Origin of the sequence: Sphingomonas sp. CFBP9019, assembly GCF_034045155.1 — a bacterium.
Taxonomy (GTDB): Bacteria; Pseudomonadota; Alphaproteobacteria; order Sphingomonadales; family Sphingomonadaceae; genus Sphingomonas; species Sphingomonas aerolata.
Window position 1 is genome coordinate 186,766 of sequence record NZ_JAXCWK010000002.1, and the last position, 13,815, is coordinate 200,580.

Consider the following 13,815-nt stretch of genomic DNA (forward strand, 5'->3'; position numbering starts at 1 on the left):
GCCAGGACCCAAAACATCTGAGTGATGTTGGTGGCTCAAGGTCGGCGCCGGGTCGTCCTCATGATAGGGGGCTCCCTGGTGGATCAAACCGCTTTCCTGATCGGCTTCAGCGTGATGTCGGTCGCGTCGCTGGCCATATATGCGACGGGTAAGAAGACGCAGCCGTCGGGCCATCATACGCTCCTGCACGCCAGCGTGCCGTTCATCGCGGCGACCGCGTATCTCGCAATGGCCTTTGGCATCGGCACGCTTATCAACAGCGACGGTTCGCTGACATATCTGGCACGCTACGTGGATTGGTCGGTGACGACGCCGATCCTGTTGTCGGGTCTCGTGCTGCTGGCTTTTCACGAGCATGGGAAGACGGGTGAGGTTGGTGGGTATCTGACCTCGGTCATCGTGCTCGATGTGCTGATGATCGTCACGGGGCTGATATCGTCGCTTGCCGCACCATCGATGGCGAAATGGATCTGGTACGGATGGTCCTGCGTCGCGTTTCTGGGCGTCCTGTATCTTCTATGGGGTCCATTGCGATCACTGGCGCTCAGCCGTGGTGCTGCCTTGGGAATGGCCTATGGCAAGAACCTCACCTTCCTGACCGTCATCTGGTTCCTCTATCCGATCGTCTTCCTGATCGGACCGGAAGGTTTGAAGCTGATCACCGATCCTGCATCGGTCTGGGCGTTCCTGATCATGGATGTGATCGCCAAGGTCGTCTACGCATTCTACGCGGCAGCCACCCTCGACAAGGCGTTGGCGCAGGATGACGGCGAACGCGGCCACCGGGCATGACACGGCGCGCCCCGGCCCTTGGCTGGGGCTCCCTTCTGGCGGGGGCTTTGGTCGCCTCGTTTTGCGTGCTCACCGTACAGCTCGCGTTCGCGGCCCTTGCTGTCGGGGTCGTCGGCATGGCGCACGGTGCCAGTGATCTCGCTATCGTCGAGCATCGGCGGCGCCCGGCATTCCTGATGCTGTACGTATCTGCACTGTTTGTCTGTCTTATGTGGTGGATCGTCGATCCTGCGATCGCACTCCCTGCATTCCTGCTGGCGTCGGCAGTCCATTTTGGTCTTGAGGATGCCCCCGCGAGCAGGCCGTTCGAAAGGATTGCCCGCGGCATAAGCCTGGTCGCAACGCCTGCGACGCTGCACGCGACAAGCCTCGCCCGCATTCTCGATCTTGCTGGAGTTCGAGAGTCCGGTGCGCCGGCCATGGTCAGCATTTTGGCAGTTGCGGGTGACGCAGCAGCCGCCTGCCTGGTGATCATCGGCGCGGCGCGCCATGATCGACGTCTTCTGGTCGGAACGACCGCGCTTCTCATTCTGCCCCCGCTCGTCGGGTTCTCGGTCGGATTTCTGGTGCTGCACGCCGTGCCGCAGACGAAAGAGCGTCGAGATCGGTTACGGTGCGTGACGACCATTGCGTATCTCCGCGCCACGGGACCAATCCTCGGCCTGGCTGTGCTGCTGGTCGGAATCATGGGCGGAGTGCTGCTGCGGTGGGACCCCTCGGGCGTGCGGTCGCTCTTTGCCGGCGTCGCGGCACTGGCGATGCCGCATCTGCTGGTGACGCCGTATTTCGACAGGGTTACGCGGCGATCCGGGTCGATGGGGCTGCCTCGTGACCACAGGGACGTGGTGCGTGCTCATGTCCTTGAATGACTTCAGGTTGTCGGCAGAGGCCGCGATGTCGTCGAACCAGATGGCAGCATGCCGCCTGATCGTGCCTCAAGCGGGCCAGTGCCTGCGATAGGCTTCGTTGAATGCCGTCAGGTCGTCGGGATCTTCCATGGTCGTCGCCACCCGCTTCGCGTGGCGGTTGGCCCAGTGCTCGATTTCCCGACGCGCAGCCGGCAGGCTTGCGTGCATCGCTGCAAGCGTAGCCGTCAGTCGCAACGACACCTCGACCTCTGCAATCCCTTCGCGCAGGATCGGGCCGAATGCATCGCCGAGCATATCCTCCATGGTTGGCTGGCCGATGTGAACCCGTGGGGAGTCCGGCTCCTTATCGACACGCGCCGCGCCGGGGCTCAGCGTCAGGAATACGCGAAGCAGGGCATTGAGAACCTCGATCCCCGTGCCTGGATCATTGGTCGCCGGTGCGAGCGCCCGGCTGGCAATTTCGGACAGCGCGATCAGCCCCAGTCGAGGATCCTGGTCGAAGGACCGATGCCGTTCGATGGTGAACGTCTTGATCAGTTCGCTCTGGATGCCGTCGTCGATCTTTCCCGAGACCTGCACAAGCGTACGAGCGGGATGCATCATCGCGCCAGGCAGGACATCGACATACACCGTCAGGTCATTGCGGTCAGCGATCGTGTCAAGTGCGGTGATGTCGATATGCGTGACATATCCGGTCTGCACCGCGGTGACTGTGACGGCATCGGCGGGGATGGCGACAGCCGCACGGCCGCCAAGATGAGGGTGTGCAGCAAAATCCTGCATTGCCTGGGTCGCGGCCTCCTCTACGCGGTCGATCACATCGGCCATCCGTCCAAACGCCGTGATATGCCCGATCCAGCGCAGCAGCGTGCCGACCACCAGCAGGATGATCAGCACGGTCGCTGCGAACAGGATGATCCGGCCGTCATGGCCATAGGCGCTGGTGTTCAGGCCAACGATCCCGACCATCGAGAAGACGAAGGCGCCGAGGAAGGTCGACAACGCGTTCTGCGACGTCGGATCGCTGACCATCAGCTGGGTCGCACGCGGCGTCGCGAGTTGCGTTGCGGAGGAGTAGGCACTGACCATTGCGGTTAACGAAAAGGTCGTGACCGCCAGCATGCTCGAGGCCATGATCTGAAGGATCGTGCCGACAGATTGCTGCCCGATATCGGCATCGAACGTGTACGGCAGATACGGCGTGACGAAAGCGGCGAGGATCGCCAGCGCGACGCTCAGCAGGCTGATGATCGCTGCCCGGAACCAGACCTGCCGGACGATCCGGCTCAAAATCCATGTCCATTGCGTCATTTAGCGCTCCTTCAGCTGGCTGGTAGCCGAATAGCCACGACGACAACAGCGCGGTGATCCGGCGGCTCCGCTCGAACTGTCCGCAGATCATCTGTGCGAAGCAAAACAAGCCCCGCCTCGATCACATTCAGCGACTGGCGCCGGGAAGATCTTACCTCGTGACGGGGCGCCGGAGCGTGACCTCCTACTCAGCGCAGCTGTGTCGGATCGATCACGACGTGACGGATTTTGGTACGGTTATGCGTGTAGGTGACGTGGACCAGTCCATCGCGCGTCTGGATCACCGCCGGATAGGCATAGCCGTCGGGTAGCGGCTTGCTCTCGAGTGTCAAAGCGTTGTGCCACCGCACGCCGTCGTCGGACAAACCGATGTTGAGCGGCCAGCGTGCGCCATCGCCCGGCCGCTCGGGTAGATGCGCGCTGTGATTGTAGACGATTAACTGGCGCCCATCGCGCAGCGTCACCGCATCGGTACCCGCATTGGGATTGGGGAGGTCGATCGCCGCGATTGGTGACCAGTTGCGCCCGGCGTCGCGTGACCAGCTCATCGCAAGCGCACCCTGCCGCGTCCGCGCCACCAGCTCCAGTCGACCATCGCGGTGAAACAGGATGCTCGGCTGGATCGCCTCGATGTGCATCGGTGAGGCCACCGCGTCGCCGACCTGCCAGCTTCTCCCGCGATCGGTGCTCCGCTCGATCCGGATCGACCAGATATTGGCCTCTGCGCTGCCTTCCTCGCGGCTCGACGGCGACACCCAGCTGCCGTCGGGCGCAATGACGGGCTTGTTCTTGATCGGTCCCAACACGCCATCCGGCAGGCGCTGCGGCCGACTCCAATGTCGTCCGCCATCGGTCGAGTGGATGACCATGCCCCACCACGCCCGCGGATTCGGCCCGACTTTGTAGAAGAGATGCAGGGCACCGTCCGCAGGCTGAAACAGCACCGGGTTCCAGGTCGGAAATCGCTGACCGTCCGCGGACACACCATCGGCGACCGCGACCGGCGTCTCCCATCGCGTCGCGCCGCGTCGTGCGAACCAGATACGGACGTCAGGCTGGCTTTCGCCGGAACCGCCGAACCAGGCTGCGGCCAGCGTCCGGTCAGGCAGTTCGACGATCGTCGAGGCATGCGCCTGCGGGTAAGGCGCATCGGCATATATGAATTCCGACGATATGATCGGCGACCGAAGCGGGGCCGCAGTGGCCGACGGGGCATGGCCGATCCGGGCTTGCGCCGCGGCGCTGACCGCAAGTGCGATTGCCGCGACCTTCACCATGTGCGCCAGAAATGCCCTGAATTTCATCGCTGTACCCCAACAACGTTGCGGGTACGCGTAGACCCGTATTGCGCGAGCCGGATAGCATGGGGTTTCCAACCGAGCCAATGGCGACTGATGTGCGCGATGGTTCGTATTCGTGGTCTGCCTCACCATTCGTTTTGGGAGCGCAGCGCCCGCGGCATAGTCTAGAAGCGGCGTGGTTCGTGTCCGATCAGGTCGCACGTGCCCCGAAAGCCATAGTCACTCATGCCCGTGACCGTGATGCGGCCGCTGCGCCGATCGATCACGAGCCGTGGCTTGTTCAAGCCGTTCAGGCGGTAACTCGCGCGGACCGTATCTGGGCTGACAGTCACGTCGTACAAATCCCACCATCCCTGATTGCCACGGGAATTGATCGGCGGGATCAGCGACTTGGGTAGCCGGATACGTCCGCCACCGGCCCAGGTCTGTACCATGAGCGAGGCATCGAAGACCTCCTTCCTGGTTTCGGTATACGTGCCGGACTCATAGCGGTCACGATCACGGTTCCAGTTCCAGGTCGTCCCGTTCGCAAAGCCCGTTTTCGATCCGTCCCCAAAACACACGAGCCCGAGTTCCACGTTTCTGCCGTCAACAACAGGTCCTCCCGAAGGATAGCGATCCTGACCGCCGCCGGGGCCCGCTGGCGCGCGTCCATAGGCCAGATCGGGGTCATAGTCGGGACGCGGTCGTGGCGCAGCCTGACCACCATAGCCGGAGTTGGGCCGGAGGTTCGCGGGCTTCCTGCAATCGGGGGAGGTGGTCGGCTGGATGGAATTGTAGCGGCCTTCCATCGTCGCAATGCTCACGCACTGGCGGCGATCGGCGTTCCACCAATAGGTATAGACGCGATCGTCGCCTTGCTCACCCCGGATGTTGACGTAGCCGCGTCGTTGCAACTCCATCTCGGCCTGACCTGCACGGGCGCCTACCATGTCCTCGAGCCCCGTGGATTGCGCGTGGGCAATTGTGGGAAATGCCGAGCCCATGACAAGGGCGGTCATGGTCGTGGACAGGCCAGACGGACAACGCATCGCGATTCTCCCGTTCGTTCGAAATCACCTCATCATCAATTGAGTGATTGTATAAAAAGGGAGCGACGGCGTCCATCGCTGTCAACGGCGTTCGGCCACCGACTGCCCATGGGAATTGGACGGCGAGCATGCTCGCTTCGGCCGAAGAGCCGTTTGGTCGGTGCCGGTCTTCATCACATACGGCAGGACCCGCAAGAGTGCGTCTTCGGCAAGCACTAGGGGGCGGAGTCTAGCACAAGGCAAGCCGTTGCGATAGACGCCCGGATCGAACATGATGCAGCATGGACTTCATGAAGTGGCTCAATTCGCTCGACGAACTTCTGTACGAAGTGATGAGCTGGGTGGTCTTCTTTCCCCTTACGCTTTGGCAGGCGCTCTTTCGACCGATCCGTACGATGGAGGAGATCGAGCGCGAAGCCGCGCTGCCCGACGATGAACGCTACGCGTCGATACTCAGTCCGCCCCTTTTTCTGGCTCTCACGCTGTTGCTGGGGCACAGCGTCGCTACGGCGTTGGGCCAGACCGACGAAATCATCGCCAATCATCATGGTCTGGCCGACCTGGTCAACGACAATGCCAGCGCCCTGGTCCTCCGCGTCGTCGTTTTCGCGGGTTTCCCACTATTCCTCGCAGCCCGCATGGTGCGCCAACGCAGGATCAAGCTCGATCGCAATTCCCTGCAGCAGCCATTTTACGCGCAATGTTATCCGGCGGCCGTCTTTGCGCTGGGTCTGAGCGTCGGCAGTAGTTTCGGGATGGACCATCATCAAACGACGCGCATCATTGGACATTGGCTCGTCGGATCGAGCATCGTGAACTTCTGGATCGTCGAGACGCGCTGGTTCGCGCAGGTGTTGGGGATCAGCCTGGTGCGCGCGACCTGGAACGTCCTTGTCGGGCTGCTGGAAGGCGCAACATTTCTGATCGCGGTGGGCTTTTTGTTCACCCGCTAGCGCGAACTTTGCGATCACGGGAGAACCGCCCGCCCCACGCTTGCCAGGCGGTCCTCTAACACCTGCGAAAGCATGAACACAGCAATGGCGGTTAGAGCGCACCTCCCTCGGCCAACGTCTGGAGCTGATCGGCCATCGCGCCCCAGCCGGCTTCGAAGCCCATCGACCGGTGGCGCTCCCACGCTTCATCGGTCCAATGGCGTGCCGCGGCGGTAAAACGGGTGCCGTCCCCGTCTTGCGCGATCTCGAACAGGCCGACCATGAACGGCCCACTGGGCTGCCAACCCGCTGTAAAAGCATCGGTGAATACGAAGCGGCGGTTAGGCTCATAGTCGAGGACTACGCCCTCGTTAAGGATCTCCTCACCGTCGGGGCCATGCATGACCACCAGGCTACGGCCTCCGGGGCGCCATTCGATCTCGCGTGCTTCGGCGCGCCACGGTCGCGGACAGAACCACTCCTCGAAGCGATCGATCAATGTCCGCCAGACATCCTCTACGGGGGCAGCGATACGGCGCTCGACGCTGAGTTCACGGATATTGCTCATCGTTTCTCTCCTCGGCACAATAGGGTCACGTAGCGCTTCAGGTGCCGCACGCTCTCGCGCGCCGCTTGCGGATCACCAGTTGCCTTGGCGACGACGAAACCGCCTTGAAGCACCACTTGAAAGTGGAGCGCGAGGCTCGCTGCATCGACGTCGGCAACGCCATGATCAGCCAGCGCTTCGGCGACGTCGCCTTCGAGCGTGCGCGTATGGCCGACGATTGCCGCCTCAGCAGCGCGCGCAATCGCGGGGTGTGATTGATGCACCTCCTGCGCGAGCGTGCCAGCCAGACAGGTAAAGGCGTCAGTGCCGCCGTCGATCAGCGCCTCTCGCAGGTCAAGATAGCCCAACACGCGCGCCAGTGCCGCGGGTGCGCGATGATAGTCCGCATCGGCGAACAGCGGCGTGGTGATCGCCAGCCAGTGGCCGGCGGCGGCCACCCCCAGCGCCTCCTTGGAAACGAAATGGTGGAAGAAGGCGCCCTTGGTGACCCCGGCAGCCCCACAAAGCTGGTCGACGCTGGTGGCCGCAAAGCCGTTGCGGCGGATGAGCGTCACGGCTGCGTCCAACAGCTTGTCGCGAGCGCTATTGGAAGATCCTCGACTCGTCATAGTGCCGGCATACCAACCGGTCGGTATGCCGGCAAGGATCATCAAGATGGTGCTCGGAAGCGATCGTCGCAAAGGCCGGGATTGAAAGTCGGTGCCCCTATCGAATGGTAGGAGCTGAGGGGGCGAACGCGTCGCGAATGTCCGGGCCCCGGTCCATGCACCCAGCTGTCGGGACCAGTACACAGGTCGTACGATTTCGACCGGGATTGCCTCAAACGCTATTCAGCGCGGGTCGCTCTGCCGTCGGGGCCAAGGGCACAAGCCGCCACCCTTATAAGTACGATAACGGCGGCTGCAGTGCGACCTGGAAGCCCATGGCTAAAGGGCACGGTAAAGATCAGAATCTATATCTCATAACTCAGGCCAGTGACGGATAAGCCGTGTACGTTCGGAAACTTCCCCGATCGACACGGCCTATCCGGCCACCGACGTCGCTTACGTCGCCTGGTTCGACGATACCGGCTTGGCGGTGACGTCAAAGCGGTCGGCGTTCATGACCTTCACCCAGGCACGGATGAAGTCGCGCACGAACTTGTCCTCGTGACCGTTCTCGGCATAAACCTCGGCCGTCGCGCGCAACTGCGAGTTCGAGCCGAAGACCAGATCGGTGCGGGTCGCCTGCCACTTCTTCTCACGACCGCCACGATCATAGCCGATGAACTTCTCGTCGCTCGACGTGTCGACCAGATCCCAGAACGTGTCATTGTCGAGCAGGTTGACGAAGAAGTCGTTCGTCAGCTGCCCCGGACGCTTGGTCAACACGCCGTCGGGCGCATCGCCGAAGTTCGCGCCGAGCACGCGCAGGCCACCGACCAGCACGGTCATTTCCGGCGCGGACAGGCCGAGCAGCGAAGCCTTGTCGAGCAGCAGCTCCTCGGTCTTCACCGGGTGACGCGTCTTCAGGTAGTTGCGGAACCCGTCGGCCTGCGGCTCCATCCAGACGAAGCTTTCGACATCCGTCCACTCCTGCGTCGCATCGCCGCGGCCGCCAAGGAACGGTACCGCCTCGTCGTGCCCGGCGTCGCGTGCCGCTTTCTCGACCGCTGCCGAACCCGCCAGCACGATCGCGTCGGCCAGCGACATGCTGCCCCGCAAGTCGTTCAGCTTTGCCAGAACCTGGCTGAGCTGCTCGGGCTCGTTGACCGGCCAGTCCTTCTGCGGCGCGAGCGCGATGCGCGCGCCGTTCGCCCCACCGCGGTGGTCCGACCGGCGATAGCTGGAAGCCGACGCCCAGGCGGTCTTGACCAGCTGGCCGATCGTCAGCCCGCTCGACAGCACGGCGTCCTTGAACGCCGCGACGTCAGCGTCCGACGGCGCGGTGCCTTCGGGGACCGGATCCTGCCAGATCAGCGTCTCTTCGGGAACCTCGGGGCCAAGGTACCGGACCCGTGGCCCCATGTCGCGGTGCGTCAGCTTGAACCACGCGCGTGCGAACGCGTCGTCGAGCGCCGCCTGGTCGTCGCGGAAGCGCAGCGCGATCTCGCGGAACTCGGGGTCCACCTTCAACGCCATGTCCGCGGTGGTCATCATCGTCGGCACACGCTTGTTTGGGTCGCGCGCGTCGGGGGCCATGTCCTCCGGTTCCGGGTTGACTGGCTGCCACTGCTTTGCGCCAGCGGGGCTCTCGGTCAGCTCATAATCGTACTTGAACAGCAGGCGCAGATAGTCGCCTGTCCACTTGGTCGGGTTGTTCGACCACGCGCCCTCGATGCCCGAGGTCGTGATATGGCCCTGGCCGATTTCCTCGCTGTCGGTCAGCCAGCCGAGGCCCTGCATGTGGACCGATTCCGAAGACGGGGCCTTGAAATGCGGTGCGGCCTTGGCACCGTGCGCCTTGCCGAAGGCATGACCGCCGGCGGTCAGCGCCACGGTTTCCTCGGAATTCATCGCCATCCGCTGGAACGTCGCCTTCATGTCGCGTGCGGACATGAGCGCGTCGGGCTCACCGCCCGGGCCCTCGGGATTGACGTAGATCAGCCCCATCTGGATCGCGGCGAGAGGCCCTTCGAGCTCGGGCATATCCTCGCTGATACGCGTCTGCGCACCCTCGTTGACCCAGATCTCCTCGGCGCCCCAGAAGGTATCGCCCTCGGAGGCGAAGACGTCCTTGCGGCCGCCGGCGAAACCGAACACGGGACCGCCCATGCTCTCGATCGCGACATTGCCGGCGAGGATGAACAGGTCGGCCCAGCTGATGTTCTTGCCGTATTTCTGCTTGAGCGGCCACAACAGGCGACGTGCCTTGTCGAGGTTGCCGTTGTCCGGCCAGGAATTCAGCGGTTCGAAGCGCTGCTGACCCGACGACGATCCGCCGCGGCCGTCGGTCACCCGGTAGGTGCCGGCGGCGTGCCATGCCATGCGGATCATGAACGGGCCGTAGTGACCATAGTCGGCAGGCCACCAGGCCTTGCTGTCGGTCATCAGCGCCGTCAGGTCCGCCTTGAGCGCTGCATAGTCGAGCTGCTTGAACGACTCGGCATAGTCGAACTCTTCGCCCATAGGGTCGGGAGAGACGCCGTGCTGATGCAGCATGTCGATCGGCAGCGCGTCGGGCCACCAATCCTTGTTCGTGCGACCGAGGAGCGAGCGGGCCTTAACCTCGCCGCCACCCTGGGGGCCCATTGGGCAACCGCTTGCCTTAGGCTGTTCGTAATCGGCCATCTTGGCGTCCTCTCCTAATGAGTTTTACCACCGTGTTGGTAAAATGCCGGATCTCGGGTACATTTGTCCAATCGATTATACGGGCGACAGCTATCATCGCACTCGATCACAGAGGGCTGTGAGCGTGTCGTCTGACGGCGCGTACATTCGCGATGATCCGGGTCATCATCATCGTCAGGCCGACAGACCTCGCGGCAACTGATCTGATCAAGGTGTCGCCAAACTTACATTTACTGCGGTTAGAGGATGGGCGTCTTTAGTCTGGTTCAGAGTTTTTCGTCGTGACCGCGCCCCAAGTCCGCCCGATAGATCGTTGGTTCGTCGGCCTCGAAACGCGCGGCGTGTTCGCAGACCCGGCCAGCCGTGAGGGACGGGACTTCGTGTATCGCCGCAGCGCGGCGGGTGCATCGCTGCAAGGTGACCTGCTCGTTCCGGCGTGGACCGAGAGCGCAAGACCGGGCGCTGGCGATCCCCGTCCGCACGACCCGATCAATCCGCAATACGACCCGGCAACGCTCTCGGCACCGGCCCCGATGCAAGGACCTCTGCAATGAAAACCGCGATTTACAAATTCCTGGGCGGCACGGCGTTTGCTGGCGCGATGCTCACGGTCTGCAGCACGCCCGCTGCAGCGCAGGAGGCGCGCAATGTCATCCTCTTCCTCGGCGACGCGGGTGGCCTGTCGACGCTCGGTGCTGCTGGCATCCTGGCGCACGACCGGCCGCAATCGCTGTTCATCCAGTCGATGCCCAACGTCGCGCTGTCGGATACGTCCGCGCTCGACCGATGGGTGACCGATTCCGCGGCCGGGATGACCGCGATCATGACGGGGCACAAGACGAACAACGCGATGGTGTCGACGACGCCCACTGGACCGGGCGGCCGCGCGATGCCGGTCAAGACCCTTCTCGAATATGCCGAGCAGCGCGGGCTGTCGACGGGTGTCGTCACCAACATGAACATCTGGGACGCGACCCCGGCCGCGACCTTTGCGCATGTCGCCGCGCGCGCGGACAAGGGCGAGATATTCCGCCAGATGCTCAAGCCCCGCTTCGGCGACGGCGTCGATATCCTGATCGGCAAGGGCCGTGCCGACGCCGTCGCGACATTCGCCGGCCCGGGGACGAGCGCCGAACAGGCGTTCAGGACTGCCGGCTACCGCTTCGGCGAGGATCCCGCGCTGGTCGGCCAGGCGCCCCGGACCGCGGTGCTGCACGATGCCGACTTCGCGCCGCTTCCCGCCGTGGAGGCGACCGTCGCGCAGCTCGCCCGCAACCCGAAGGGCTATTTCCTGATGGTCGAATGGGACATGCACACCGACGATCCCAAGGCAGGCCTGCGGCATGTCGTCGAGATGGACGACATGATCCGCCGGATCAGCGCGGTTGCCGGCAAGGACACGCTGATCCTGTTCACCGCGGACCACAGCTTCGGCCTGCGGATGACCGGCGGCAAGCGCACGACGCCGCTCGCGACGCAATATGATCCCGATGCGAAGTCGGTGATCAGCGTCGAACCCGGCCATACCGGCGAAGAGGTCGTCGTCGCCGCGAGCGGCCCCGGTGCGGACAAGGTCCGGGGTTTCATGCCCAACACGCGGCTCTTCGACATCATGCTGTCGGCATTCGGCTGGAAGAAGGACAAATGATCCGCCCTCAGCCTGCCTGACGGCTTTTTTCGTTCCCGGATCGCGACGCGTATGACGAAGGATTAGAGGCCGAAAGCGGTCAGCCCAACGATGAATGAATATACGAAGCTGGGAAGTGGGGTGAGGGCGCGCGTGATGTCCGGCAACGCGCCGTCATGCCTTATCCTCACCGCTGCAGCCGTCCCGAACTGTCCTGCAACAGCCAGAAACGGGTATAACGTTGCAGGCGCGGGAGAATGATCCACTGCAGGGTCGCGGTGAGCAGCAGGGACGAGGGCAGGAGTTGCAGCGGCAGTGGTGCGTCCTTCAACACCGGGCGAACCATCATGCTGATGAGGAGTAGGACCGGGAACACCGTCAGCCATGTCGTCACGAACCGCTTCCACTTGCTGGCACTCGCATCGCTCGGCAGCTCGAAGGTGACGCCGTCGCCAGTTTCGAGCTGGCGGAGCGCGGTGGAGAAGCGGTCCGCGACAGCGACGTGCGCGCGCATCTTGGGGTCGTCATGCCATGTATCGGCTGCGGCGCGATCGTCGAAGCGAAAGAGCAGGTGCTGAAAACCCGCCGTCTGACCGAGCCGGATCGCAGCCCGATACCCCGGCGCCGCACGGGCGTGCCGGTTCAGTTCCTCCACCCAGCGTTCGAAATCCTGCTCGTGGCCGGCACGAATGGCCCGGCTGGTGATGATCGTGGCGGTCTGGTCAGGATCGATTGGCATAACGGCGAGAACAGACGAGGCGGCCGGTACGTTGCGCGGCCGCTTCGTGCATTTTGCCCGTGTCGACTCGCATCAGGACAGGCCTGTCAGCTTTAGCGCCTGACAGACCGTATAGCGCGTCACCGGACCGCCGCGTGCCGCCGTGAGGCCACTAGCAGTGCATGCGGCGATCAGCGCGCCAATCGTCGGGCGACCGTCACGATCGCCGCCGTCGCGGCGATAGGTGGTGATCGCATCCTGGATGCACCGGATCACCGGTTCATTCCGTTCATAAGCCCGGGCGCGGCGATCGCCATGCCGGAGCGCCATATCTGCAATGCCATCCATCATCGTCGACGGTCGATAACCGATTATCGCGACGGGATCATCATCGTCCGTCACAAGGCCAGGGCATGTGGCCCGTGCCAAGATCAGAACGGCGTTGAAGGTTTCCGCGCGACTTTATAATGGCACCGGACCGGTTACTTCGGTCACCTCGCGCCCGGCAATCGTGCCCGGCAGCCCGCATGCAGGCAGAGCGTCAGGGTCTTACGTCACAATGAATTATCGCCATTCCTTCCATGCGGGCAACAGTGCCGATGTCGTGAAGCACAGCCTGCTGATCGCGCTCGTGCGGGCCCTGCAGCAGAAACCGGGCGCGCTGACGCTGATCGATACGCATGCCGGCTGCGGGCTGTACGACCTTGACGGCGAGGATGCGCAACGCACCGGCGAGTCCCTACAGGGCGTGCTGCGGGCCTTTGCCGAGCCGAACCCGTTGCTGGACGACTACCGCGCCGCCGTGCAGGCGGTGAATTCCGGGACCGAGCCGCAATTCTACCCCGGCTCGCCGCGGATCCTCGCGCAGCTTCTGCGCCCGCAGGATTTGCTGATCCTGAACGAGAAGCACCCCGAGGACGCCTATACCCTGCGCGGGGTGATGCGCGGCACGCCCGCCGCGGTGCACGAGCGCGACGCCTATGAGCTTTGGCTCGCGATGCTGCCGCCCCGCACCGCGCGCGGCGTGGTGGTGGTCGACCCGCCGTACGAACAGCCCGATGACCGCGACCGTATCACAGCGACCCTCGCCGCCGCGCACCGCAAATGGGCGCATGGCGTGACGGTGATCTGGTATCCGCTGAAGGACCGCGCCACGCATACGCGGTGGACGGGGCAGTTGCGCAGGCTCGGTATCCCCAAAGTGCTGGGGGTGGAGCATTGGCTGTACGATGCCGATCAGTCCGGCATCTACAACGGCGCGGGCCTGTATATCGTCAACCCGCCCTACGCCTTCACGCAGGCGCTGCCGCCTATGCTTGAAGCGCTGCGCGCGGTGCTGGCGCCGGAGGGGCATAGCGGCGAGATCACCGCCGTGTGGCTGGGCGATTAGCGTAAAC

Annotated in this window: 13 protein-coding genes; 5 read left to right on the plus strand and 8 right to left on the minus strand. The window is 63.7% G+C overall.

Going from position 1 to position 13,815, the window contains the following annotated elements:
- The first annotated feature begins 24 nt into the window (after positions 1 to 24).
- Together SOM18_RS04895 and SOM18_RS04900 are read left to right on the plus strand one after the other, a co-directional pair.
- Entirely contained in the window at positions 25 to 792 is a 768-nt protein-coding gene (locus SOM18_RS04895; protein WP_249403432.1) for a bacteriorhodopsin, read from the plus strand.
- A complete protein-coding gene (locus SOM18_RS04900; protein WP_320481411.1) occupies positions 789 to 1,661 on the plus strand; it encodes a Brp/Blh family beta-carotene 15,15'-dioxygenase in 873 nt (290 codons plus the stop codon). Before SOM18_RS04895 ends, SOM18_RS04900 begins: the two co-directional genes overlap by 4 nt.
- A 66-nt stretch (positions 1,662 to 1,727) precedes the next feature.
- Here SOM18_RS04900 and SOM18_RS04905 read toward each other — a convergent pair whose 3' ends face one another.
- From SOM18_RS04905 to SOM18_RS04915, 3 genes are all read right to left on the minus strand, one after another.
- Positions 1,728 to 2,972 (minus strand): DUF2254 domain-containing protein, encoded by a 1,245-nt coding sequence (locus tag SOM18_RS04905; RefSeq protein WP_320481412.1) that lies wholly within the window; start codon positions 2,970 to 2,972, stop codon positions 1,728 to 1,730.
- Positions 2,973 to 3,160: 188 nt separating this feature from the next.
- Positions 3,161 to 4,276, minus strand: a complete 1,116-nt coding sequence (locus SOM18_RS04910; protein WP_235188226.1) for a sialidase family protein — start codon at positions 4,274 to 4,276, stop codon at positions 3,161 to 3,163.
- Between the two features lie 161 nt (positions 4,277 to 4,437).
- Positions 4,438 to 5,274, minus strand: a complete 837-nt coding sequence (locus SOM18_RS04915) for a hypothetical protein (RefSeq protein ID WP_042466244.1) — start codon at positions 5,272 to 5,274, stop codon at positions 4,438 to 4,440.
- A 311-nt stretch (positions 5,275 to 5,585) separates the two neighbouring features.
- On the opposite strand from SOM18_RS04915, the gene SOM18_RS04920 reads away from it, so the two are divergent.
- Positions 5,586 to 6,257, plus strand: coding sequence for a hypothetical protein (locus SOM18_RS04920; protein WP_031438920.1), 672 nt, complete (start codon positions 5,586 to 5,588; stop codon positions 6,255 to 6,257).
- 91 nt (positions 6,258 to 6,348) lie between these two features.
- Here the strand turns inward: SOM18_RS04920 and SOM18_RS04925 are convergent, their stop codons facing one another.
- The 3 genes from SOM18_RS04925 to katG all read right to left on the minus strand — a co-directional run bounded on the left by SOM18_RS04925 (position 6,349) and on the right by katG (position 10,073).
- Complete coding sequence (locus SOM18_RS04925) at positions 6,349 to 6,804, minus strand: SRPBCC domain-containing protein (RefSeq protein WP_031438921.1); 456 nt, start codon at positions 6,802 to 6,804, stop codon at positions 6,349 to 6,351.
- Positions 6,801 to 7,454, minus strand: a complete 654-nt coding sequence (locus SOM18_RS04930; protein ID WP_414712105.1) for a TetR/AcrR family transcriptional regulator — start codon at positions 7,452 to 7,454, stop codon at positions 6,801 to 6,803. Before SOM18_RS04930 ends, SOM18_RS04925 begins: the two co-directional genes overlap by 4 nt.
- Before the next feature lie 393 nt (positions 7,455 to 7,847).
- The gene (gene katG, locus SOM18_RS04935) at positions 7,848 to 10,073 is read right to left on the minus strand and encodes a catalase/peroxidase HPI (protein WP_031438923.1); all 2,226 of its coding nucleotides are present in this window, start codon (positions 10,071 to 10,073) and stop codon (positions 7,848 to 7,850) included.
- Positions 10,074 to 10,623: 550 nt separating this feature from the next.
- Between katG and SOM18_RS04940 the strand changes: the two genes are divergently transcribed.
- A complete protein-coding gene (locus SOM18_RS04940; protein WP_081874037.1) occupies positions 10,624 to 11,721 on the plus strand; it encodes an alkaline phosphatase in 1,098 nt (365 codons plus the stop codon).
- Between the two features lie 166 nt (positions 11,722 to 11,887).
- Here SOM18_RS04940 and SOM18_RS04945 read toward each other — a convergent pair whose 3' ends face one another.
- Both SOM18_RS04945 and SOM18_RS04950 read right to left on the minus strand, forming a co-directional pair.
- Positions 11,888 to 12,439 carry a hypothetical protein gene (locus SOM18_RS04945; RefSeq protein ID WP_031438925.1) on the minus strand — a complete coding sequence of 184 codons (552 nt, stop codon included), beginning with the start codon at positions 12,437 to 12,439 and terminating at the stop codon, positions 11,888 to 11,890.
- 72 nt (positions 12,440 to 12,511) lie between these two features.
- On the minus strand, positions 12,512 to 12,694 hold the full coding sequence (locus SOM18_RS04950; RefSeq protein ID WP_152555332.1) for a hypothetical protein: 183 nt from the start codon (positions 12,692 to 12,694) through the stop codon (positions 12,512 to 12,514).
- Between the two features lie 283 nt (positions 12,695 to 12,977).
- On the opposite strand from SOM18_RS04950, the gene SOM18_RS04955 reads away from it, so the two are divergent.
- Entirely contained in the window at positions 12,978 to 13,808 is an 831-nt protein-coding gene (locus SOM18_RS04955) for a 23S rRNA (adenine(2030)-N(6))-methyltransferase RlmJ (protein WP_031438927.1), read from the plus strand.
- Positions 13,809 to 13,815 lie beyond the last annotated feature (7 nt).